Here is a 20,550-nt window from a genome sequence, read left to right on the forward strand (position 1 = left end):
AAGCTACCCATCTGCGGCCTTCCGCAACACGGAGGAGTGCCCTCAATCCCCGAGCCTGCACGGGGTGCGATGCAGCGCGCCCCTGCATCCCAGCATCCACCTACATAGCCGACGATCCCCGAATGGCAAAACCGGGGATCGTTCGCATCATGAATTCAGTCGGCAGCGCCGCTGCTTGGCGACAGAGATGCGCGGATGCAGCAGAAGGGGAACAAATAGAGCGGGTGGGATGTGGGTTATGCCTCCCTCGTGGTCTGGTCGGTGTGCGGGGTCGGGGAGGCTGGCCGTGGGGTGGTGGTCTGTGCTCGCCGGAGCAGGTGGGGGAGGACGGTCTCGGCGGTTCCGTGGATGGATCCGTCGGAGTGCAGGAATTCCATGACCGGGATGTCCTGGTCGAAGTGTTTGCGGAGCTTGGTGAGTAGTTCCATGCTCATGAGTGAGTCCATGCCGTACTGCACGAGGGGGCGGTAGGGGTCGATGTCTTGTGGTGGCATATGGAGGATGTCGGCGACCACTGAGATCAGGAGGCCCTCGATGATGTGGGCTGCCTCGGCGTGGGTTGATGTGGTGAGCCGTTCGGGAAGATTTTCGAATTGTCGCCCGATGCCCTCACCCGTGGCGGGCAGGAGAGCGGCGAAGCGGGGGCTGAGGAGGGAGGGCGCGATGGCCGTCAGCCGGCCCCAGTCCGGGTTGGCGAAGGTGGCTTGTGCCGTGCCTCGGGCGAGGAAGCCCGTCATGGCCGCGAGGGCGTCCTGGGGGTTGACGGGGGCGGCGCCCATGGCGGTCATGGTGGTGGTGAGGTTGTTGCGGGCGACGTAGCCGACGTGGCCGATGGTCCCCCAAGCCATGGCCAGGGCTGGGCGGCCTGCCGTGTGCCGGGCGCGTACGAGAGCTTCCATGGTGAGGTTGCCGGCCGCGTAGGCGGCCTGCAGAGGGAAGCCGACCGCCGCGCTGGCCGAGGAGTAGAGGATGAAGTGGGCTTGGGGACACAGGGAGTCGAGGAGGAGGGCGCCGGCCCATTTGGGGGCGATCACTGCGCGGATACGTTCGTCGGTGAGGTTGGTGAGGCGATCGTCGTCGAGGTGCATGGCGGCGTGCACGATGCCCCGGATGGGCTGGCTGTTGCGGGTGATGTCGTGCACCAGTGCCCGCACGGCTTCCTCGTCGCTGATGTCGACGGCGTAGGCCCGGGCGTTCACGCCTTGGGCGCGGAGTTCCTCCAGTAGCTGCGCCGCTTCGGGAGCCTGTTCACCACGCCGGCTGACGAGAGCGAGGTGGCGTGCGCCGTTGTCGGCGAGGTGGCGGGCGGTCGTGGCGCCGAACCCGCTCAGGCCTCCGGTGACGAGGTAGGTGCCGTCGGGATCCGGGCGGGGGGTGCGGGGGGTGCGGTGGACGGGGACGCTTTCATTGAAGCTGATGACGATCTTGCCCATGTGTTTCGAGTGCTGCATCAGGCGAAAGGCTTCGATGATGCGGTGGGCGGGGTAGATCTGGTGGGGCAGCGGCGTGTAGTCGCCCGCCAGCACTCGCTCCATCGTCTCGTCGAGGATCTGTGCGGTGCGCCGGGGGTGTCGCCATAGCAGGCCGGTGATGTCGATGGTGCAAAGGGTGGTGTTGTCGGCCAGGGCTTTCTGGAGCAGGCGCTGGTTGTTGTAGGCGTCGCGTTTGCCGAGCTCGATGAAGCGGCCGCCGGAGGCGAGGAGTTCCCGGGAGCGGTCCGCTGCCTCGCCGCTGAGGGAGTTGAGCACCACGTCGACGCCCCGGCCTCCGGTGTGTTCGCGAACCTCGTCGGCGAAGGTACGCCCGCGGGAGTCGAGGACGAGATCGGCTCCCAACGCTGCGGCCACGTCCCGTTTGGCCGGGTTGCCCGCAGTGGCAACGACGCGGGCGCCTGTAAGACGTGCGACGACTGCGGCGGCCATTCCCACACCGCCGGTGGCGCCGTGGATCAAAAGGCTCTCTCCGCTTTGCAGGCGGGCGAGGTGGTGCAGGCTGTGGTGGACGGTGACGTAAGCCGCCGGCAGGGTCACTGCTTCGTGGAAGGTCATGCCTGAGGGCAGATGCCGGACTCGGCTCGCGAGGGTGCGCGCATGGGAGGCGAAGGCCCCGACGAACAGGCCGAATACCCGGTCCCCGACGGTCAGGTGCTGGACCCGGTCTCCGACGGCGGTGACGACTCCGGCGCCTTCCAGTCCGAGGAGTGTGTCGGAGGGGATGCCGTCCTCGGCCACGGGGGGCAGCAGGCCGGTGGCCACCATGATGTCGCGGTAGTTCAGTGCCGCCGCCCGCACCGCGATTACCACCTCCTGGGGGCCTGGGACGGGCGGTGTGGTTTCGATCCAGCGCAGGCCGAATCCGAGGCCCTGACCAGTGACTTCCAGCCGGTAGCAGGTCGTCCCACCCGGCTGGACCGGCTCCGCGGCGGATGCCGCGCGTTCGAAGCGGTGCACGAACCGGCCGCCCCGGGTCAGCGCCACCTCGTCCTCCTCCAGTTCCCCTTCCGGTGGGGAGGCCAGGAGCTCGCAGGACAGGCGTGCCGCGTCCTCGGCCGGGTCCAGGCTGCGGTCCAGGGAGATGCGACGGACACGCATGGCAGATTCGTTGGCCAGTGTCCGGCTTACCCCCCAGGCGGCGGCTTGGCCGGGGAAGGCGGGGCGTTCAGGGGCGGGCAGCGCGCCGGTGGGGTGGGTGAGGAGCACCAGGTGCCGGGCTGGCGTGCTCGGCTGGGCTAGTTCGGCCTGGGCAAGGGAGCGCAGGTTGGCGGCCCGGCGTACGGCCAGGTCCGTGCAGGCTGCTACGTCGCCTTCGGCGGCCTGGTCGGGGGTGCTGCTGAGCATCAGCAGCACAGCGCGGCCGGGCATGCGAGAGAGCAGGTCCTGCCAGCCCTGGGCGCTGCCGGGGCAGGGCACCAGGTCCGCCGAGCGGCAGCCGTGGCGCACCAGCTCATCCGCGGTCAGTGCACCGAGCCCGTCCTCGGTGGTGTCTTCGGTGACCAGGAGCCAGGAGTTTTTGGCGGGTGGTGTGTGCACAGTGGCTGGGGCCTGCTTCGCCCCGGCGGGTGCCTGGGCTGGTGTGTGTGCCAGGAGGACGGAGTAGTGCTCGTGCAGGGGCTCGGTCTGCGCGCCGAGGTGAATGATGTTCTCGTAGCCGCTGTCGGCGAGTACGTCCCGCCATGTCCGGCGGGGCAGCAGGATGCTGTCAGGGCGCAGTGCGCGGTCCTGGGCGGCCCAGAATTCCTTGAGCGTGCCGAACGTCAGGGCCAGGGTGCGGGGTTCGTGGGCTTCCAGGGCCAGCAGGTGGCCGCCGGGGGCGGTCAGCCGGGCCAGCCGTCGCAGGCAGGCCCGCAGGTCCGCGGCAGTGTGCAGGGAGAATCCGGCGATGACGAGGTCGAATGACGCGTCGGTTAAGCCTTGCTTGTGCGGATCGGTGTCCAGATCGTAGATGCGGTAATCAAGGCGGGCCTCGTAGGGTTCGAACCGTGCCTCGGCGGCTGTGAAGAACACCGCGGAGATGTCGCTGAAAACGTAGTGGACGCGGTCGTCGAGCAGGGGCAGCAGGTGGGAGGTCAGTCCGCCGGTACCGGCACCTACCTCCAGAATGCGCAGCGGGCGGTCCTCGGGCCAGGCCCGGATGAGCGCAGCCAGCAATTCTGCGGCCATGCGGTTGTGGAACCCAGTCGCCGGGTCGATGTCGTACAACAGTTGGGCGGTTTCCGGGCCGCTGTCCCGGAACAGCAACTCGCGCCCGTCACGCCGCCCGCACAGAAGATCAGGAAGGTTGACTGCGAACCGGAGGTTCAGCAGGCATGAGGGCAGGTAATCGGTGATGCCAGCCAAGTTCGTCAGGCTGGGACGACGGCCGGAACACAGCCGTTGCCACCCTTGCCCTTCAACCGTCAGCAGTCCTTCCCGCACAGCGACGTCTGCCAGCAGCCGCACCAGCTTCTCGTACCGGGGCAGCACACCTGCTGCGAGCAGATCCTCGAACGTGAAGGTGTCCTGCTGGGGCAGCAGCTCGGCGAATGCCCTCGCCGTACTCGAGGCGACGAGAGCCTGCTGGGAGGCGTAGACCTGGGCGTACCGCTCGGCCCCCGCCGTCCTGCGCAAACGCTCAAGCCCCGGGCCCGCGGTAGCGGCCACCTCCGGAGGGGAGGGCGGCGCCCAGGCCGGTACCGGCTGGCCGGGCAGGGGGGCGGCCCGCAACACTGAGATGTACCCCTCGCCCCGCTTCGGGGCCGGCAAGGACAGTCGGCGCAGACGGCAGCCGGTCATCTCCACCGCCACCGTGCCGTTCTCGTCGGTGACGGTGATGTCCAGTACCAACTCACGTCGGGTGTAGGAACGTTGGCGCACGTGCACCAGTCCGCTGACGGCCGGCTTGGCCCAGTGACGGATGCGCTCGTACGCCGACGGCAGGTAACCGCACTCGGCGTACTCCACCAGGGGACCTCCGGCGTGCACGGCCCCATCGAGCAGGACGGGGTGCAGGACATAGCCGCCGCAACCGTCATCGGGCAGGTCACAGTGATACGTGGCGAGGACCTCAGCGCGCCCCACATGCAACTCGCGCAGCACCTGGAAGGCGGGCCCGTAGTAGAGGCCGCCCGCGGCCATGATCCTGTAGTGCTTTTCACCGCTGATACGCCGCGTTGTCCGCTGCCGCACGGAAGCGACCTCGATGGGCTGCGGCCGTGCGGCGGCCAGGTGCCGGACGCGGCCACGGGCATGCAGGCGCCATCCGCCCGTCTCGCTGGTGCGGCTGGCGATGCGCACGATGCCGTCCTCGTCCGACAGAGACGTCTGCAGGTGCACGTCCATCTGCGCGTCCCAGGACAGCGGCAGCGCCCGGGGGATGTCCAAGTCGGTAACCTCCACCGGGCTGCCCAGGGTTTCCCGCCCGGCGGCAAGGGCCAGCTCCACATATGCCGTGGACGGCATCACCGCTGTCCCGCTGAGCCGGTGATCGGCCAGCCATGGTGTGCGCGTCCGTTCGACGACGGACTGCCAGGTGGGCTCCAGGACGGGCGCACGCTCGCCCAGAAGCGGATGCACCAGCCTCTCACTGCTACCGGCAGCCACCCAGTACCGTTCTCGCTGCCAGGGGTAGGGCGGCAGGTCGGCCACCGCCCCCGGCACGGGGAAGAAGCCGGATGTGGCACTGCGGTCACTGGCGGCGAGCAGCTGTGCGGCTGCCTGCCGCACTGCCGGGCCGGTGCAGGCGTGCCGGGACACCGGGGAGATCACGGGAAACGCACCGCCCGGGGTATCCGCGGCGATGCGGTGCAGGACACCGGCCAGGCTCTGCTGCGGGGCGATCTCGCACACCGCGCCGAGCCCCGCGTCCACCGCCCGCCTCATCGCCTCGGCGAACCGGACCGGCCGGCGGGCATGGTGCCACCAGTACGCCGCGTCCAACTGCCCTGCGGTCACCGCGGCGCCGGTCACGGTGGAGTACATCGGCACCTGCGGGGTACTGGGGTTCAGTCCGGCCAGGCCCGTCCGCAGCGGCTCTTCCAGTACCTCCATCGCGGCACTGTGGAAGGGATGCTCCACCGGCAGCTCACGAAACGGCACCTGGCGGCCGGACAGCTCCCGGCCCAGCGCCCGAAGAGCCCCGGCCGGCCCGGAGACCGTCACATCCCGGCCGCTGTTGACGGCCGCGATCTCCAGCCCCTCGAAGGAGACGATCGCCTCGCGGGCCTCCTCCTCACCCAGGCCAACGGCGGCCATGCCCCCTGTCCCGGCCGTCACAGCCTGCGCCATACTGCGCACCACCACCGCCCGGGCGGCATCCGGCAAGCTCAGGGCACCACTGACGCACGCCGCCGCCAGCTCCCCGAAGCTGTGGCCCACCACTGCGGCCGGCCGCACCCCGCACTCGGCCAGCAACGCCACCAGACCGAGCTGAAAAGCGAACAGCGCCGGCTGCGCGATGCCGGTGTCCGCCATCCGCACCACCCCCTCGGCCCCGCCGCCGGCCAGGAGCTCAGCCACCGACCAGCCCAGCAGCGGCATCAAATGGGCATCCGCCTCCTCCACCGCCGCCCGGAAGGCAGGCTCCCCGGCCACCAGCGCAGTACCCATCCCTGGCCACTGCGTGCCGTTGCCGCTGAGAACGAACACCACACCACCCGGCACCGGCCGCCCCGCATGCGCGCAGGCGGCGGCCAAGGCCTCCTCGTTCCCGGCCAGGACTGCCAGCTGCCGGGCTGCGTCCTGCGGACCATGCGCGAGGACCGCCGCCCGGAACGGGTGACGGGCCCGCCGCTGAGAAGCCGTCCAGCACACATCGTAAAAATCACCCGCGGCCGTTTCTCCCATGTGATCCGCTGCCGCCCTGACCGCCTCCGACAACGCCTGGCGCGTCCGCGCCGACACCACCAGCGGCAAAGGCCTCGGCGGCCGCGGCGGCACCTGCCGACGCGCGGGTGCCGCACCAAGCACCACATGGGCGTTGGCGCCGCCGAAGCCGAAGCTGTTGACCCCCACCACGCCGCCGTCACCGTCCGCCACCGGGCGCACCGCGCCGACAGGACAAAGGTTCAGCGCCGCGAAGTCGATCTCGGGGTTGACAGGCTCACCGTGCAGTGACGCCGGGATCCGCCCATGCCGCAGCACCAGCATCCCCTTGAACAGCCCCGCCATCCCCGACGCCGGCTCCAAATGCCCCAGATTCGTTTTCACCGACCCGATCGGCAGCGGCCCGCCCGTGCGCCGCACACCCAGCGCCCGCCCGACCGCCCGGCACTCCACCGGATCGCCCACCGGCGTGCCCGTGCCGTGCGCCTCGAAGTACACCACCTGGTCGGGTCCGGTCCCAGCCCGCTCGTACACCTCCCGCAGCAGCCGCTCCTGCATCCCCGCACTCGGCACCGTCATCGCCGAAGTACTGCCGTCACAGTTCGATCCGCTCCCGGCGATCACCGCGTGCACCCGGTCACCGTCCGCCAGCGCGTCGGCCAGCCGCTTGAGCACCACCACGCCGCCGCCCTCAGCACGCACATAACCGTCGGCCCCAGCGGAGAACGCCGCGCAGCGCCCGCGCGGCGAGAGCATCAGCGCCCGCGAAAAACCCACGAACCCATAAGGGCTGACCAGCAGATTCACCCCACCCGCAAGGGCCACACGGCTATGCCCCGCACGCAGCGTCTCGCATGCCTGGTGCACGGCGACCAGAGAAGACGAACATGCCGTATCCACCGCAAGGCTGGGACCGCGCAAGTCGAAGACGTACGACAGCCGGTTGGCTACGACCGACAGCGCCGACCCGCTCATCGAGTAGGCCGTGACATCCCGAAGACGATTCATCAGCAGCCCGCCGTAGGACATGTCACTGACCCCGATGAACACCGCGGTATCCGACCCTGCCAGAGCCGCCGGATCCAAAGCCGCGTCATCGAACGCCTCCGCCGCCATCTCCAGCAGCAACCGCTGCTGCGGATCCATGTACTCCGCCTCACGCGGCGAGATCCCGAAATACCCCGGATCGAAACCAGCAATATCCCCCAGGTAGCCACCCGCCATCGTGCATGCCTTACCCGGACGCTCAGGGTCCGGATCACAGAACCTGGCCGCGTCGAACCGATCCGCCGGCGGCACCGGACTGATCAGATCCCTGCCCTGGACCAGCGCGGCCCACAACCCCTCCAGACCCGTGATCCCGCCAGGCAGGCGGCACGCAGCGCCCACGACAGCCAACGGGACACAAGGCCCGTCCGGGACGCTCGAACGGAGGGCGACATGATCCATGATCCACTCCTGCCAGCAAAGGCGGACCCGCGCCACTGGCCCGGCACCCGACGGGACCAAATCGAGCCTTACATACGACATTTCCGCACCTGGTGCGGTGCGACTAGTACCCAATCACCAAAATTCACCCATTCGATACAAGGAAGCTGGAAGCATGGCCCGGGCCTCGCCATGGAGGTACGCCGACGGTGACCTGCGCCGCGGTCACTCCCGCAGAGAGGTTCAGCGGCTGGCCAGGTAGACGCTCCAGTCGCGGGCGGCACGGCGGGCCCATTGGAGTGCGGAGGTGATGCTGATGCCCAGTACCTGGCTGAGGACGAAGGCGGGCAGGTCGGTGGCCAGGGCGAGGAGGGCGGTACTGCGGCTCCGCTGTGCGGGCAGACCGTGGTGGCGGTGCTTGGCAGCCAGTGCGGCGCGGGACCGGTGAGTTCCAGGGGCGTAGCCGGGGAAGTGCCACGCTCGCCCCGGAACGACGCGTCCGATGGCCGAGTCGTGCTGGGCCTGCCCTGCCTGGCAGCGTAGCGGTAGACGGCGGACGGCAGAGACGCGGGGTGATTACCGAGCATCAGCGCCGGCTCGCTGCCGTCCGCCAGGTGGGTGGGGGGCGAGCTCGGTGATCCGGGTGAGAGGTGTGCCGTACAGGAGCAGGAGGGCGCCTGCTGCCCGGACGTCCAGGGGAAGCTCATCGTCGCGCAGGCAATGGTCGGCGAGCCAGGCCCGGACCGCGGCGACCGGGACGGCGTCGGCGACTTCTTTAGGCGATGCTCACGCTCGTCAGGCGCGCGCTCGGGAGATGTAGCCGCTATGGCGCAGCTGGCGGGGGTAGTCAGGTGAGAGGTATGCGGTGTCGCCGGGGCGGAGCTCATGACCGCCGATACTCAGGTGGTGCGCGAAGGTGACCTTCTCCGGCGTCTGGCCCTCACGCAGGAGGAGCCCGATGACCCGCGGCGCGTCGTGCTGCGCGGTCTCGGGGTGGGGGTGGGGGTCTTTTAGGTGGTGGTCATGGGCGAAAAGGGTGCTGGTGCCGGAGCCTTGTGTCTCGCCCTACGGCGCGCCCAGGCGTCCGGGAATCTCGTTGGACTTGCCGCGCGAACGTGACATATGTTCCTTTCCATACCCGCCCGGAGGCGGGATTTTTGTTGCTATGGGGAGCTTTTCAACTATGTCCTTCAGCCCTGCCTGGGCTATGCCCGGCGGCCCTGTTCTGCAGAACCCGCGCGGCCTCGCGACCGCCGTTGTCGTACTGTTGAGCGTCGTCGCCGCGACCGATCTGTTCGCCGTGTACGCGGACCTCAATGTCTACTCGCTGATGAGTGATGTGATGTCGGCCAGCCAGTCGGACCTCGACCGCGGCGACAGCCTCTTCGCCCTGGCCGGCGTCCTGCAGACAGTTGGCATGCTCGCCGCCGGTGTCGTCTTCATCATCTGGTTCCACCGCGTCCGGTCGAACGCCGAGGTGTTCGCACAGGACGTCTGCACCATGGGCAAGGGCTGGGCCATCGGCTCCTGGTTCATCCCCGTAGGCAACCTGTGGCTGCCCTACCGGGTAGCCCGCCAGACCTGGCAGGCCAGCACCGCGCCGCCGGCGGACGCCGGGCAGCAGGTCTCCCACCGCCCGGTCAAAGCGTGGTGGATCACCTGGGTTGTTGCCCTGGTGATCGGCCGGGGCGGCGCCAAGATGTACGACAAGGCGGTGACGCCGGATGCGCTGAAGCAGGCAGCGTCCATCGTGGTGATCGGCGACGTGCTGGACATCGCCGCCGCCGTCCTGGCCATCCTTTTCGTGCGTAAGCTGACGGGTATGCAGCACGTGAAGGCCACAACGCCCCCAGCTCCAGTCACTGCCTGATCCTCTTCACCCGAGGCATTGATGAGCGCCGCAGCCAGCGAGACCGCCGGCTGCGGCGCTTCGTTGTTCTGTCACCCGCGGGCGACGACCGAGGCAACGGCGCGCGCCATGTAGTGCACGCCCTTCGCCTCCAGGCCCCCGGGTATGCCGTGCCCACCTCGGCGGCAACGACCCATGGGCCGCTGGCCACCACTGTGGCCGTGACCCGCGTGCCGGTGACGACCGGTGCTTCGGCACGGATATGGCGAGCGATGCCGTCCGCGATCCGGTGCACCGTGCAGTGACGGTTCTTCAGATTGGCTACCGCCCTGGACGTCTCGTCGCGGGGGTAGAGCATGTACGTGCCGGCGCCAAGGCCACGATGCCGGCGGTCCCAGCCCATCGAGTTCAACTCGAACCGGAGTTGTCGGGCCGCTCCTGGCCGTGCACGCCCCGGTGAGTGGAGCGAATGTGCTCATCGGCCACGGTCACCCACTTCTTCACCGGGGGGAGCGAGCCGCTTGGCTTCGCGCTCCACCTGGCGCGCGACCTCGCTGATGTGCGGGGCAATCATCATTACGACGCGCTGCTCGAGCCCCGGCGCGACATGGAACTTCGCCATCAGGGCACCGCCCGGGGTTTCAAGGTCGCGGTCACCGCAATGTGGTCAGCCGCCCCGTATGCCGGCACCGTCTTGAGCCGGGCCGTGGTGACGGTCCACTGCCGGGCGTCATCGGCGACGACATCGCCCGCTTCAACGGCCATCCTGCCGGATCGACGCGCAGCGTCCATGTGTCGTCGCCCTGCTCGACCACGGCGACCGGCCACGAACCGCGCGGCGTCGGCAGGGTACCGGGCGGGGGGAGGAACAGGCACGGCCGTGCGCATCGCGCACCCACGGGTGCGCGAGGACGTAGACGGTCAGGGAACGGTCGGGCAGGAGGACGGCCACCGAGTCACAGGCAGCGCCGATAGCGTCCACCCGCGTAGGGCCAGGGCGGCCCGGGGACGTTCGCGATCGTTGCGCACGACCTGCTTGCGGTAGCCGCTCAGCGAACTCGCCATGTCCGTGGCGGCGAACTCGCCAGGGAGCTTCCCGATCACAACGGAGCGGACCGCGCCCTGGACCGCGCCGGTCTCCTCGCCCCGCCGCCGGCCCGCCGCCTCGTCCCACCCCGCGGCACCGGGCCCATCCGCCAGGGCGGGCAGCAGGACCCTGAGCTCCGTGGACAGTGCGCCCACTGCCTGGCCTGGGCGAACGACCACCGGGTCCTGTGCGGGGCGTGCGCCAACTGGTGCTTCGACATCCGAAAGCGCGGCGGGAGGGAGGCCGAATGCGACCGCTGCCGCCGCACCCTGATGCTCAGCGGCGGGGATGTGCCGCAGATGCCGGATCGTGATCGCCGAAACCGAGACCGACACCGCCCAGATCGCGATGGACGGCGGCGACCAGTTCTGGTTCGCCCGCCCCCCACGCCGCCGGGCTGGCCACCGGACGCTTGCTCCCCGGCGCGGCGCCACTGCAAGGCCGCGGTCGTGAGGGCCTGCTGCGGCTGGTTGTGGTGGCCGAGCGGCTGCGGCCGGGGAGTGCGGCGAGGGGGCACCCGCCCGGTGGCGACGGTCGCGAATAACGAGTGCTGGACCGGCCGTGAGGCCGTGAGGCCGTGAGGACAAAGCCTGGAATGCCCGGCGCGCGACCGTGCTGTCGGCGGGGATCACCGCGACGTCGTCCGTACGGCCGGAGACGGCGATCAGGGGCGCGCTGGGACAGGCGCAACCAATAGCCCCCTGCGATGGCCGGAACGTAATGGCGGTCCGCCGGACGGAGTTTCGCTCCGTCCCGGCTGGCTGCCGGGGCGGAGCGAGGGGCGGACGGGGGTCGAGCTCAGCAGGTGCTGGCGCGTCGGCGACGGCGGAGCGTGACGGCGCCGCCCGCGAGGGCGGCGAGTGCCGCGCCGGAACCGCCGGCGAGCAGCGGGGTGGAGGACGAGGCGTCGTCCCCCTTGTGCTTGGGGTCGTAGCCGCTGGAGTAGCCCTTGGTGTCGTACTCCGAGCCGGGGAGCTTGTCGGCGTAGCGGGCCTTGACCAGTTTCTGGTAGTCGCTGAGCGACACCGACGCCTGGCCGCCCAGTCCTTGCCGGGCCTGGTCGTTGAGTGGCTCGACGGTAGTGAGCTTGAGCTGGTACCAGCCGCGGATCTGCGGCTCGGTGAAGACCAGCGTGCCCACGGTGGCCTTGCTGGCGTATGTGGCGTCGCTGTCGCCGTCGCGCACGGCTGCCAGGTGCCAGCCGCCGCCCTGGGTGGGGGCGAGCATGACGGTGGCGTTGCGGCCGTTGACGGTGGTGCTCAGCGAGGAGACCAGCTGCGTCAGCTTGATCGCCTCGGTGGGCAGTGGCTGGGCGGTGCCCGCGACGAACCCGGGAGTGATTTCGTTCAGCGCCACCGGGTCCTTGATCGTGAACGCCGGGAGGCCCTGGCACGGCTCGGCCGCTTCGGGGATCGTCTGCACCGACCCGCCGGCGCCGCCGGTGGGCACCGGAGTGCGCAGGAAGCGGCAGACGGCGTTGCGGACGTCGGCGGACTTCACCGCGTCGAGGGCGGCCTGGTAGTCGGGGATGTCGGCCGGGAGAGGATCCTTGGCCGGGGCCGCGTGGGCCGGACCGACGACGGACAGAAGTGCGGATGTACTCAGTGCGATGGCGATGGACAGGCGGGAGGAGCGAGAGGCCGCCCGCTTGCTGGACGTTCTGGTGCCACTGGTGTCGCGCATGTCGCCTGCCTTAGCGGGAGATGCCGATGCGGGAGTGGGTCCACTTGGACGAGCTGTTGCTCACGTAGTCGTTGTAGTTCCACCACGTGTACGTGGCGGTGTCCGGCCACGGGTCGGCCACAGCGATCGTGTTGTTCGACGTGTCGAAGCCGTAGACCACGTTCATGTGGCCGCCACCGGACGTCCACCCGATGCGGGCAGCGACCGGGCGGGCCGCCTTGACGTCGGTGTACACCTGGTTGAACGTTGCCGCACTGCTCAGGCCCGAGCCGGAGTGGGCCAGGCCGAGGCTGCTCCAGCCCCTGGCCATGTCGTCGAGCGTGGCGGGCTGGTTGTTGCAGCCGTAGGAGGGCTGGGCCCGGTTGCAGAAGTCCGTCTGTGTGGAGCCGAAGCCCTGGAACTTGGCGATGGTCAGCCCGGAGGCGACCCAGCACCACTGGGTCTTCTCCTGCTTGTACATGCCGATGTTGTCCTGACCCGCTTCCGCGTGAGCCGTGCCTCCCGCGGCCGCGAGCAACCCCGAGGCGGCCAACGCGATGGCCGACGCCGTGGTTCCGTACCTGAATCTGCCCATTTTCCTGCCTTCCCTTGATGGGTGCAACGAGGTGAACGGGGCGATCGGGCAGGAATATGACAGCGCATTACACGAAAGTCATATAGAGGTCTTGCGGAAAGTTGACCCCTACTGATTACTTGTCGGGTAATCGTATTACTCGGGTGGCGGTCCTGGCTTGGAGAGTTCCGTCAGAGGGACGGTGACCGACCCGGCTTATCCAACACGCACTCGGGCTCAGGCTCGCACCGACTACAAAGGGCATGGAACGCGACATAGGGTAGGGGGTGTTCCGGCACAATGACCTGCGGGTTCGTCGCCAGAGTGTGCCAGGAATCCGGGAACCCGTCGGTTTCCGGTCGCCGGACAGAGCATTGATGGGGCTCGTTGAAAATCCCCACCCCTGCTCAGGGATTCCCCAGACCTACTCACCTTGCCTCCCCACCCACAGGTTGCCTCCCCACCCACAGGCCATTCGTCTGCGGACCGGTTCATCCGCCGAGTGTCTCTGCCATCCGGTTCAGGTCGGCGCGAAGAGCAGTGAGGCGTTTCGGCGGGACGGCATCGGCCATCTGCTGGTCGATGGCGTAGACGGCGGTGCGTGCCGCGGCGAGACGGCGGTGGCCGTCTTCGGTGAGGTGGGCGGGCAGGGCGCGGCCGTGGTCGGCGGTGGCCGCGCGGGTGATGAGGCCGGCGTCCTGCAGTCCGCGCAGGACGACGTTCACGGACTGCCGGGTGACGAAGGTGCCGCGGGCCAGTTCGGCGTTGGACAGCCCGGGGCGCTGGTCGAGCAGTTCGAGACAGGCGTACTGCGGCACGGTCAGGTCGTACTCACGCAGGGCCCTGTCCATCGCGCCGCGCAGGGCGGCCGCGGCTCGCTTGAGGCGGTAGCCCAGTCGCTCGGTCACGTTGGCGGTTCCGTCGTCGGGCGGGGTCGGGTCGGTGGTTGTCTCATCACTCATGTCAGGAGTTCTACATAGCTGAGCGGAGACGCCTACCGTCACTTATGTCAAAGTCCTGGCATGAATGTGCCCCGGGCGCAGTAATGGGGCGCCCGTGCCAGCGGGCGGTCACGGCCGGACATTCACACCGGCTTCTGGCCCCGGCTGACCACAAGCGCCCCGCCGCGCCGCCCGCGTGGGAAGAGCGGTGCTGGCGTGGGGTGGTGCGCTGCGGTGGGACCATCACCTGAGGGTGCGTACACACTCGCGCCGGAGGCAAAGCCGCGCTTCGGCATCAAAGGGATGCTCCTGGTTAAATGCACCGCTGGGTGGAAAGCTGTAAGTGGAAGCACTTACTCCCGGACACCCGCTGGCCCCGAGCCGGCGGTGCGACAGTGCGCCTTCCTTACCTTCCGTGCTCGCGCCTTTTGCCGCTGCGCGAGATCAACACCCTCTGTCTACCCGTAGTAGGCATGAGCCCGCCTGGCGCAGAAAGCGGATGACTCCAGGCCAGGTGCCCCTTTGCACGCCGCCCCTTTCCTCAAGAGGTGCGCTGATGAGTCGTTCCACAACCAACGACAAGAAAATCGTACCGCCACTTTTGGCTGCTGTCGCGGCCGCCTCCAGGTCGACATCCACAAGCTCGCCACCCAAGTCGAAGCCGCCTTCGACGGCTTCCCCCACCCCCTGCGCGTGGCCGTCATGGGATGCGTCGTCAAACGGCCCCGGAGAGGCCCGCGAAGCCGACCTCGGCGCCTCCAGCGGCAACGGCAACGGCCAGATCTTCGTCGGTGGAAAAGTCGTCGCCGCCGTCCCCGAGAACAAAATCGTCGACACCCTCCTCGAACACGCCCTGCGACTCACCGAACCGGCCGACGAACAGCCGACGGAGGCGTCAGCACCATGACTGCCACCATGGATGCCCTTGCCACCCCGCTCGACCTGTCCGCGGTACGCCGCGCCGTCGACGACTGTCTGGAAAGATTCCTCGACAGCAAGGCCCGCGCAGCGGCCGCGCAGCGCATGCCCACCGAAGTCACCGAAGAACTCAGTGGCTTCCTCTTCGCAGGCGGCAAACGACTACGCCCCTTGCTGTGTGTCTGCGGCTGGCGTACTGGACCCGACACGAGCCACACCACCGCGGTAGTGCAGACGGCGGCATCCCTGGAGATGTTCCACGCCTTCGCTCTCATCCACGACGACATCATGGACCGCTCGGCCACCCGCCGCGGCCGCCCGACCGTCCACCGCGCCCTGGCCGCCCACCACCGCCTCTCCCGCGGTTGCGTCGCGGCCGGACGCCTGGGCAATGGCGCGGCCATCCTCGTCGGCGACCTCGCGCTGGCCTGGTCCGACGAACTCCTGCACACCGCCGGCATGCCCCAGGACCGCCTGACCGAAGTCCTGCCCCTCATCGACACCATGCGCACCGAGGTCCTCTACGGCCAGTACCTCGATCTGCTGGCCACCGGTGACCTGACCGGCAGCGCCGACATCCCCCTGCGGGTGATCCGCTACAAGACCGCCAAATACACCTGTGAGCGCCCCCTGCACATCGGCGCCACCCTCGCCGGTGCGGATTCCCGCGCCCTGGAATCGCTCAGCGCCTACGCACTGCCCCTCGGAGAGGCCTTCCAACTCCGCGACGACTTGCTCGGCGTCTTCGGTTCTCCCGACACCACAGGGAAATCCTGTCTGGACGACCTCAGAGAGGGCAAGCACACCGTGCTCCTGGCCCTCGCCCTCCGGCACGCGGACCCCGCTCAGCGCAATACGCTGCGTGCCCTGGTCGGAAATCCGGATCTGGACGAGAACACCGCCGCCCGCATCCGCAGCATTTTCGTCGACACCGGCGCACGAGCAGCAGTCGAACGCATAATTCACAGCCGGTACGACCAGACACGGCAAGCCCTCTCCCGAGCGGCCTTTCCGCCACCGGTCTCCCACGCCCTCCGCGAGATCGCCGACGCTGCCACCGCGAGAGCCGCATGAATACCCCGAAAGTGCCCGTGCAGGGCGGCGGGAGCAGACCCGGACGGGTTCGACGACGAGAACATCGGCTTCTGACGACGCTGGCCGCCCGCCGCTGGGCTTGCAGGTCCCGGTGTCGGCACTCCACTCCAGGCGAGGGGGCCAAATGGCCCTATGGCTGCCTTGAGGGGGTGCGCCGTTGTGACGCCGCGAATCAGCGCCCTGGTGGAGACGGCCGCCCGCCTTGGAGATCTCATCGGCCGTGCAGACCTCGACGAGGAACATGCTGGGCAAGCCCGTGAACTCCGCGCGGCCACCGGGGCCACTGCCGCCGTCGAGTCGCTGATTTCCGAGCAGCATTTACAGGCTCTGCCGCGCTCGATGACGCTCCGTTTCCTCCCACCCACTGACGGCCCTGTGTGGCCGTTTCCCTTACCTGGAGGTCGACGTGACTGTGCCGAGCCCTCCCCCCTGTGTCCGCAACGGTGGCATCGCCGGGCCTGATGGTCCCGTACACCTTCACACCAGTCGGCGGGTCACCGCGGTTTTGAACGACCTGGGCACCAGCCCTGTCGCGTCACACGCCTATACCAGCGCCCACGTCCTTCGCCTGCTGCCGGCCGACAGCACCCTCCGCCGCCCCGGCCTGGACTGGCTGCGCCGCCGACAGCACCCTGACGGTTCCTGGGGCGGGGCGGTCCCCTGTGCCATGGACCGGCTGGTCTCCACGCTGGCCGCCGTCATCGCAGTCCACGACACGGCAGACGAGTGGGCCCGCGCGGCGTCCGCCGCCGGTTTGACCTACCTGCGGCGCCACGGCGCTGGGTGGCGCGGTGCCCGGGAGGAGTTGGTCGCGTCCGAGGTGACCGTCCCGTTTCTGCTTGATCAGGCACGACAGCGTGGCATGCCGCTGCCCTACGAGGCGTTTGAGGATCTTCTGCGCCTGCGCACGGCCAAGTTCGACCTCATCCCCGCCGAGTTGTTCGCCGCGCAGCCGACCACCCTGCTGTACGCACTCGAAGCCCTCGATGTCCCCTATACCACCCACGCCAGCGCCCTGGTGCAGTTCACCGCCCTCAACGGCTCGCTGTCCAACAGCCCCGCCGCCACAGCCGCCCTGCACCAGCACACCGGCCACGGACAAGCTCTGGACTACCTTGCGGCAGCCGCCCGCTCCACCCGTGACGGCGGATTCCCCGAAATCTTCCCGATCAGCGTCTTCGAAGACGCATGGGTGCTGTACCTGCTCCAGCGCGCCGGCATCCTCCCGCCCGGCACCGCCACGACGACCGCTGCCAACCGCCTGCGCGCCACCGCCCTCGCCGCTGGGCATCGCGGTGTGGGAGCCGACGCGCAGTTTCCCGTGGCCGACGCCGACGACACCGCCATGGCCGCCATCGTGCTCCACAACCTCGACACCGATGACACCGCGCTCCTGCCGGCACTCCTCGCGTTCGAGGGACCCGACCACTTCCGCGGTTTCGCCCACGAACGCGGCCCGGCCACCAGCGCCAACGCCCGCGTCCTGGAAGCCCTCCGCCGAAGCCCCGAGCAGTTCAGTCCGCAGCTGCGCAAAGCCACCGACTTCCTCCTGGCGACCCGCTCCGATGCGGCGTGGTGGCATGACAAATGGCATCTTTCCCCGTACTACGCCACTGCTCAAGCCGTCTTCGGCCTCGCCGCCACCACGGCGGCCGAACTGCGCGGCACCTACGCCTGGCTCCTTGATACCCAGCACACAGACGGCTCCTGGGGAACCTGCGGCGGCACACCCGAAGAGACCGCCTACGCCATCCTCGCCCTGACCGCCCTCGACGCGCACCACGGCCCGGTTCCACAGCCGGTCTACGCCCGCGCACGCGACCGGCTGCGGGAACACCTCGACGACACCCACCACCCCGAACTATGGATCGGCAAGGCCCTCTACACACCCACCACGGTCGTACGAGCCGCCGTCCTGGCCGGTTTCGCCATCGCGTACGAAGCAGCCGCCCACGACGCCCACGGGCCCGCCCGACCGACATTCTGGAAACGCTTCCCCCACGCCGCCAGTGCGCACGCCGACGCTGCCGAGGCGCACACCCGAGCCTGGCGCGACGACAACGGACTAGCCCCCGACCCCGTAAAGCGTGACCGCCTTGACCGCTCACACCTCGGCCACGGTACGGCGAATTCCTATCCCTACGCCCCCCGCGATCTGGTCGACCTAGCCAGCGACGTGTTCACGTGGCTGGTCGCCTTCGACGACACCCACGGGGATGCCATCGGTCACTCCGACCCTACCCAGCTGGCCCGGACCCTCGCTCAACTGACAGGTGTTCTCGACACAGCCGGGCACGGCCACAGCGGCGGCGAAGACGAGGAAGAGCTCACCCCGGGCTTCCCCCAAGCCCTCGCCGACCTCACTACCCGCGTCCGGCGGCTACTACCGCACGAGGGCTTCATCCGCCTGCTCTCGGCCCTGCGCGGGGTGTTCTTCGCGCTGCTCTGGGAAGCCCATGTCCCCTGGGACGAGAACACCGTCACCCTCGACGAGTATCTGACCATGCGCCGCCACACGGTCTTCGCCACTGTGATGGCAGCGCTGATCCCGAGCCCACCGCCCGCGAGCCAGAGTCCGGACACCCACCGCCTGGAGGCCTGTGTCCTCAACCTCACGGGCTGGATCAACGATCTCTTCTCCTTCTCCTGCGAGCACGGGCCGGGCAGGACAACGCCGGCTAACCCGCTGTCCCTTCCACACCTGCTGATGCGCGAGAAGAACCGTACGCAGGAGGAGGCTCTCACCCGTCTCGTCCAGATGTGCGACGAGGAAGCGGACGTCGCCCACCGCCTCATCGTCCGCCTCACCAGCGCGGGCGACAAGGACCTATGCGCCTGGGCGGAGGCGATGGCCTACCTCGTCGCCTCCACCGACTGGCACATCACGGTGCAGCGCTACCTGCAGCCCACCACCCCGGATGGTTGAGCGCGTGATTGACGAAGGACCGATGGCCATACCGGGCGACGCAGGACGGTGTTTCATCGGTGGTCACCGTTTCGGGTTGAGCATTTTAAGGAAACTGACACCAGGGGCAGACTGATCTGCGGGTAACTTCAAGGGTGTCTGCGGCGGGCGGCCGGGTCACGTGAGGCGGCGTGCCGGGCGACCGAGTCGACGCCGGGCCGCGCGACCGCTCCCGTGACCGCACGGACGCGTGCCGGGAGCGGGCCAGCAGCATCGGGGCGGAGGTTCCGCCTTCCGCGTCGCACCTGCTCCCTGCCGAGATGGAGCCGCAGGCCCGCGAACAGGTCGACGCCCTGTGGGACCGGCAGCTCAACGACGGACGCCGCCCCGACCTGGTGTAGAAGGCATACGACATCAGCCCCGGTACACCGGTCGAATCCCGACCCTCCCACCACCGCACGGTGACTCGGTCCCGTGCAGCTTTCCCACCGGCCGAGCCGCAGTCGGCTCACGCCGCTCGTCGTCGCCGGCCTTTGCCGCGCCGGCACATTCGGATCAGGCCGTGCCACGTCTGTCGTCAAACGATGGCGAGCTCAAGCGGTCAGCGCATCACCGCTGTTCAGGAGCCCAGCGTAGACCTCTGCCGGAGAGCGGGTAGCCATGAGTCTTGCGCGGACGATGGTTGAGCTCATGTGCGATGGCGTCCAGATCGGCCTGGCTGGACGTGCGGAGGTCGGCGCCCTTGGGAAGGTACTGCCCTCGCTGCCCGTTCCCGCTCCGCTGACGCCGCTGAGGGACGATCACGCCTGGCACTTCCCGAATGACGCCGGTCACCCGGTCCACGTGCGGTTGCGGGCCTGGCCGGTCAAGGACCGCGGCGGGCACCTGGTGATCGGTACGGACCTGATGCTCGGCGGCCTGATCAACATGGCGGAGAGCTTCCACCGGGCCGTCGTGGCCGAGTTCGGCGAGCGGTGGCGGTGGTGCGGCACTTCCCGGCCTGGTCGATGACCGCCCGCCGCACCGACAAGTTCGCTGCTGGAACCCGACGACCGGGGCGTCGCCCGCCCCCGGCAGTGCACCGAGGAGGTCGTGGACCTGCTCGGCGCGGGCGTCTGCGGTTTCCCCGGTGACGCCCCGCCCGGCCCGCCGACGCGGACACGCTCAGGCCCCGCGAGGTACTGCAGTGACCCGTCCGCAGGCACCGGCGCGGTTCGTCTGGAAGTGCGCCGACTACGACACCAACAACGACTACCGCACGGACGCACAGTGCATCGTCTGCGGCCGTGACCGCGCGGTCTCCCGGGTCCGCAAGAACTTCCCCTCCCCCGCCAACTACGGCCAGGAGGAACCGGCATGAGAGGCCCCGGTCAGAAGGCGCATGCCGGGACCGGACTCAGTGCCGACAGAATCCGAACATCTGCACGTACGTCGCCGCCGGCGTGGCCGACCCGGAAGCCGGGTTCGCACTGCCCAACACCACCTGCACGTGCATGGTCTCGAACTGCGGGTTACGAATGTTCGCCCGGTGCCCGTCGCTGCGCATCCACCACGTGAAGGCGGCCAGCGGTGTCACCGCCGCATCGTCCCCGTAGGCCGTGTACACGTTCTCAGCCATGGCCGACCTCGTGCAGCCCCGTCCGAAGCCCGCCTCTGCGGCGCGTTGCTGCGGGGTCGACTTCGTCACCGGGTTGATATGCGGGTCACACAGGGTGCCTTCGTTCAGACTGGTGCTGGGGTTGTCCTTCATGGGCGTACAGCCCGGGTACTGGGCCACGGTCCCCCACCATCG

The 20,550-nt window shown here is 69.1% G+C and carries 12 protein-coding genes and 4 pseudogenes; 7 read left to right on the plus strand and 9 right to left on the minus strand.

The genetic code is table 11. From position 1 onward, the window contains the following. Nucleotides 1–236 precede the first annotated feature (236 nt). Nucleotides 237–7,829, minus strand: coding sequence for an SDR family NAD(P)-dependent oxidoreductase (locus tag AB0F13_RS23715; protein ID WP_362085746.1), 7,593 nt, complete (start codon nucleotides 7,827–7,829; stop codon nucleotides 237–239). 1,165 nt (nucleotides 7,830–8,994) lie between these two features. Here AB0F13_RS23715 and AB0F13_RS23720 point away from each other — a divergent pair. Further along, the gene (locus AB0F13_RS23720; RefSeq protein WP_362085749.1) at nucleotides 8,995–9,597 is read left to right on the plus strand and encodes a DUF4328 domain-containing protein; all 603 of its coding nucleotides are present in this window, start codon (nucleotides 8,995–8,997) and stop codon (nucleotides 9,595–9,597) included. Between the two features lie 454 nt (nucleotides 9,598–10,051). Here AB0F13_RS23720 and AB0F13_RS23725 read toward each other — a convergent pair whose 3' ends face one another. From AB0F13_RS23725 to AB0F13_RS23750, 6 genes are all read right to left on the minus strand, one after another. Beyond that, nucleotides 10,052–10,198 carry a hypothetical protein gene (locus AB0F13_RS23725; RefSeq protein ID WP_362085752.1) on the minus strand — a complete coding sequence of 49 codons (147 nt, stop codon included), beginning with the start codon at nucleotides 10,196–10,198 and terminating at the stop codon, nucleotides 10,052–10,054. Then, entirely contained in the window at nucleotides 10,198–10,368 is a 171-nt protein-coding gene (locus AB0F13_RS23730; RefSeq protein WP_362085755.1) for a hypothetical protein, read from the minus strand. Before AB0F13_RS23730 ends, AB0F13_RS23725 begins: the two co-directional genes overlap by 1 nt. A gap of 129 nt (nucleotides 10,369–10,497) precedes the next feature. Continuing rightward, entirely contained in the window at nucleotides 10,498–10,818 is a 321-nt protein-coding gene (locus tag AB0F13_RS23735) for a hypothetical protein (RefSeq protein WP_362085762.1), read from the minus strand. 643 nt (nucleotides 10,819–11,461) lie between these two features. After that, complete coding sequence (locus AB0F13_RS23740; protein WP_362085764.1) at nucleotides 11,462–12,346, minus strand: hypothetical protein; 885 nt, start codon at nucleotides 12,344–12,346, stop codon at nucleotides 11,462–11,464. A gap of 10 nt (nucleotides 12,347–12,356) precedes the next feature. Further along, complete coding sequence (locus AB0F13_RS23745; protein WP_362085767.1) at nucleotides 12,357–12,920, minus strand: papain-like cysteine protease family protein; 564 nt, start codon at nucleotides 12,918–12,920, stop codon at nucleotides 12,357–12,359. Nucleotides 12,921–13,390: 470 nt separating this feature from the next. After that, complete coding sequence (locus AB0F13_RS23750) at nucleotides 13,391–13,861, minus strand: MarR family transcriptional regulator (protein WP_362085770.1); 471 nt, start codon at nucleotides 13,859–13,861, stop codon at nucleotides 13,391–13,393. Between the two features lie 588 nt (nucleotides 13,862–14,449). Here AB0F13_RS23750 and AB0F13_RS23755 point away from each other — a divergent pair. The 4 genes and pseudogenes from AB0F13_RS23755 to AB0F13_RS23770 all read left to right on the plus strand — a co-directional run. Next, nucleotides 14,450–14,747: pseudogene (locus tag AB0F13_RS23755) on the plus strand (flavodoxin-dependent (E)-4-hydroxy-3-methylbut-2-enyl-diphosphate synthase); the annotation flags it as partial. Continuing rightward, complete coding sequence (locus AB0F13_RS23760) at nucleotides 14,744–15,832, plus strand: polyprenyl synthetase family protein (protein WP_362085773.1); 1,089 nt, start codon at nucleotides 14,744–14,746, stop codon at nucleotides 15,830–15,832. The pseudogene AB0F13_RS23755 and the gene AB0F13_RS23760, both read left to right, overlap by 4 nt. A gap of 526 nt (nucleotides 15,833–16,358) precedes the next feature. Beyond that, the gene (locus AB0F13_RS23765; RefSeq protein WP_362085776.1) at nucleotides 16,359–18,779 is read left to right on the plus strand and encodes a prenyltransferase/squalene oxidase repeat-containing protein; all 2,421 of its coding nucleotides are present in this window, start codon (nucleotides 16,359–16,361) and stop codon (nucleotides 18,777–18,779) included. 281 nt (nucleotides 18,780–19,060) lie between these two features. Then, nucleotides 19,061–19,159, plus strand: a pseudogene (locus AB0F13_RS23770) (short-chain dehydrogenase); the annotation flags it as partial. A gap of 192 nt (nucleotides 19,160–19,351) precedes the next feature. Here AB0F13_RS23770 and AB0F13_RS23775 read toward each other — a convergent pair. Beyond that, a pseudogene (locus AB0F13_RS23775) lies at nucleotides 19,352–19,514 on the minus strand (IS30 family transposase); the annotation flags it as partial. On the opposite strand from AB0F13_RS23775, the gene AB0F13_RS23780 reads away from it, so the two are divergent. Continuing rightward, entirely contained in the window at nucleotides 19,449–19,769 is a 321-nt protein-coding gene (locus AB0F13_RS23780; protein WP_362085794.1) for a hypothetical protein, read from the plus strand. The pseudogene AB0F13_RS23775 and the gene AB0F13_RS23780 overlap by 66 nt on opposite strands. A gap of 175 nt (nucleotides 19,770–19,944) precedes the next feature. Further along, entirely contained in the window at nucleotides 19,945–20,118 is a 174-nt protein-coding gene (locus AB0F13_RS23785) for a hypothetical protein (RefSeq protein WP_362085779.1), read from the plus strand. A 36-nt stretch (nucleotides 20,119–20,154) separates the two neighbouring features. On the opposite strand, the pseudogene AB0F13_RS23790 reads toward AB0F13_RS23785, so the two are convergent. Then, nucleotides 20,155–20,550: pseudogene (locus AB0F13_RS23790) on the minus strand (hypothetical protein); the annotation flags it as partial.

It is taken from the genome of Streptomyces sp. NPDC026206, from assembly GCF_040638465.1.
Taxonomy (GTDB): domain Bacteria; phylum Actinomycetota; class Actinomycetes; order Streptomycetales; family Streptomycetaceae; genus Streptomyces.

What these genes read in the sequence shown, in the direction of transcription:
- AB0F13_RS23780 (WP_362085794.1), top strand. Translation starts at nt 19,449, where the DNA reads ATGTGCGATGGCGTCCAGATCGGCCTGGCTGGACGTGCGGAGGTCGGC.
- AB0F13_RS23715 (WP_362085746.1), bottom strand. Translation starts at nt 7,829, where the DNA reads ATGTCGTATGTAAGGCTCGATTTGGTCCCGTCGGGTGCCGGGCCAGTG.
- AB0F13_RS23745 (WP_362085767.1), bottom strand. Translation starts at nt 12,920, where the DNA reads ATGGGCAGATTCAGGTACGGAACCACGGCGTCGGCCATCGCGTTGGCC.
- AB0F13_RS23725 (WP_362085752.1), bottom strand. Translation starts at nt 10,198, where the DNA reads ATGGCGAAGTTCCATGTCGCGCCGGGGCTCGAGCAGCGCGTCGTAATG.
- AB0F13_RS23750 (WP_362085770.1), bottom strand. Translation starts at nt 13,861, where the DNA reads ATGAGTGATGAGACAACCACCGACCCGACCCCGCCCGACGACGGAACC.
- AB0F13_RS23760 (WP_362085773.1), top strand. Translation starts at nt 14,744, where the DNA reads ATGACTGCCACCATGGATGCCCTTGCCACCCCGCTCGACCTGTCCGCG.
- AB0F13_RS23740 (WP_362085764.1), bottom strand. Translation starts at nt 12,346, where the DNA reads ATGCGCGACACCAGTGGCACCAGAACGTCCAGCAAGCGGGCGGCCTCT.
- AB0F13_RS23730 (WP_362085755.1), bottom strand. Translation starts at nt 10,368, where the DNA reads ATGGACGCTGCGCGTCGATCCGGCAGGATGGCCGTTGAAGCGGGCGAT.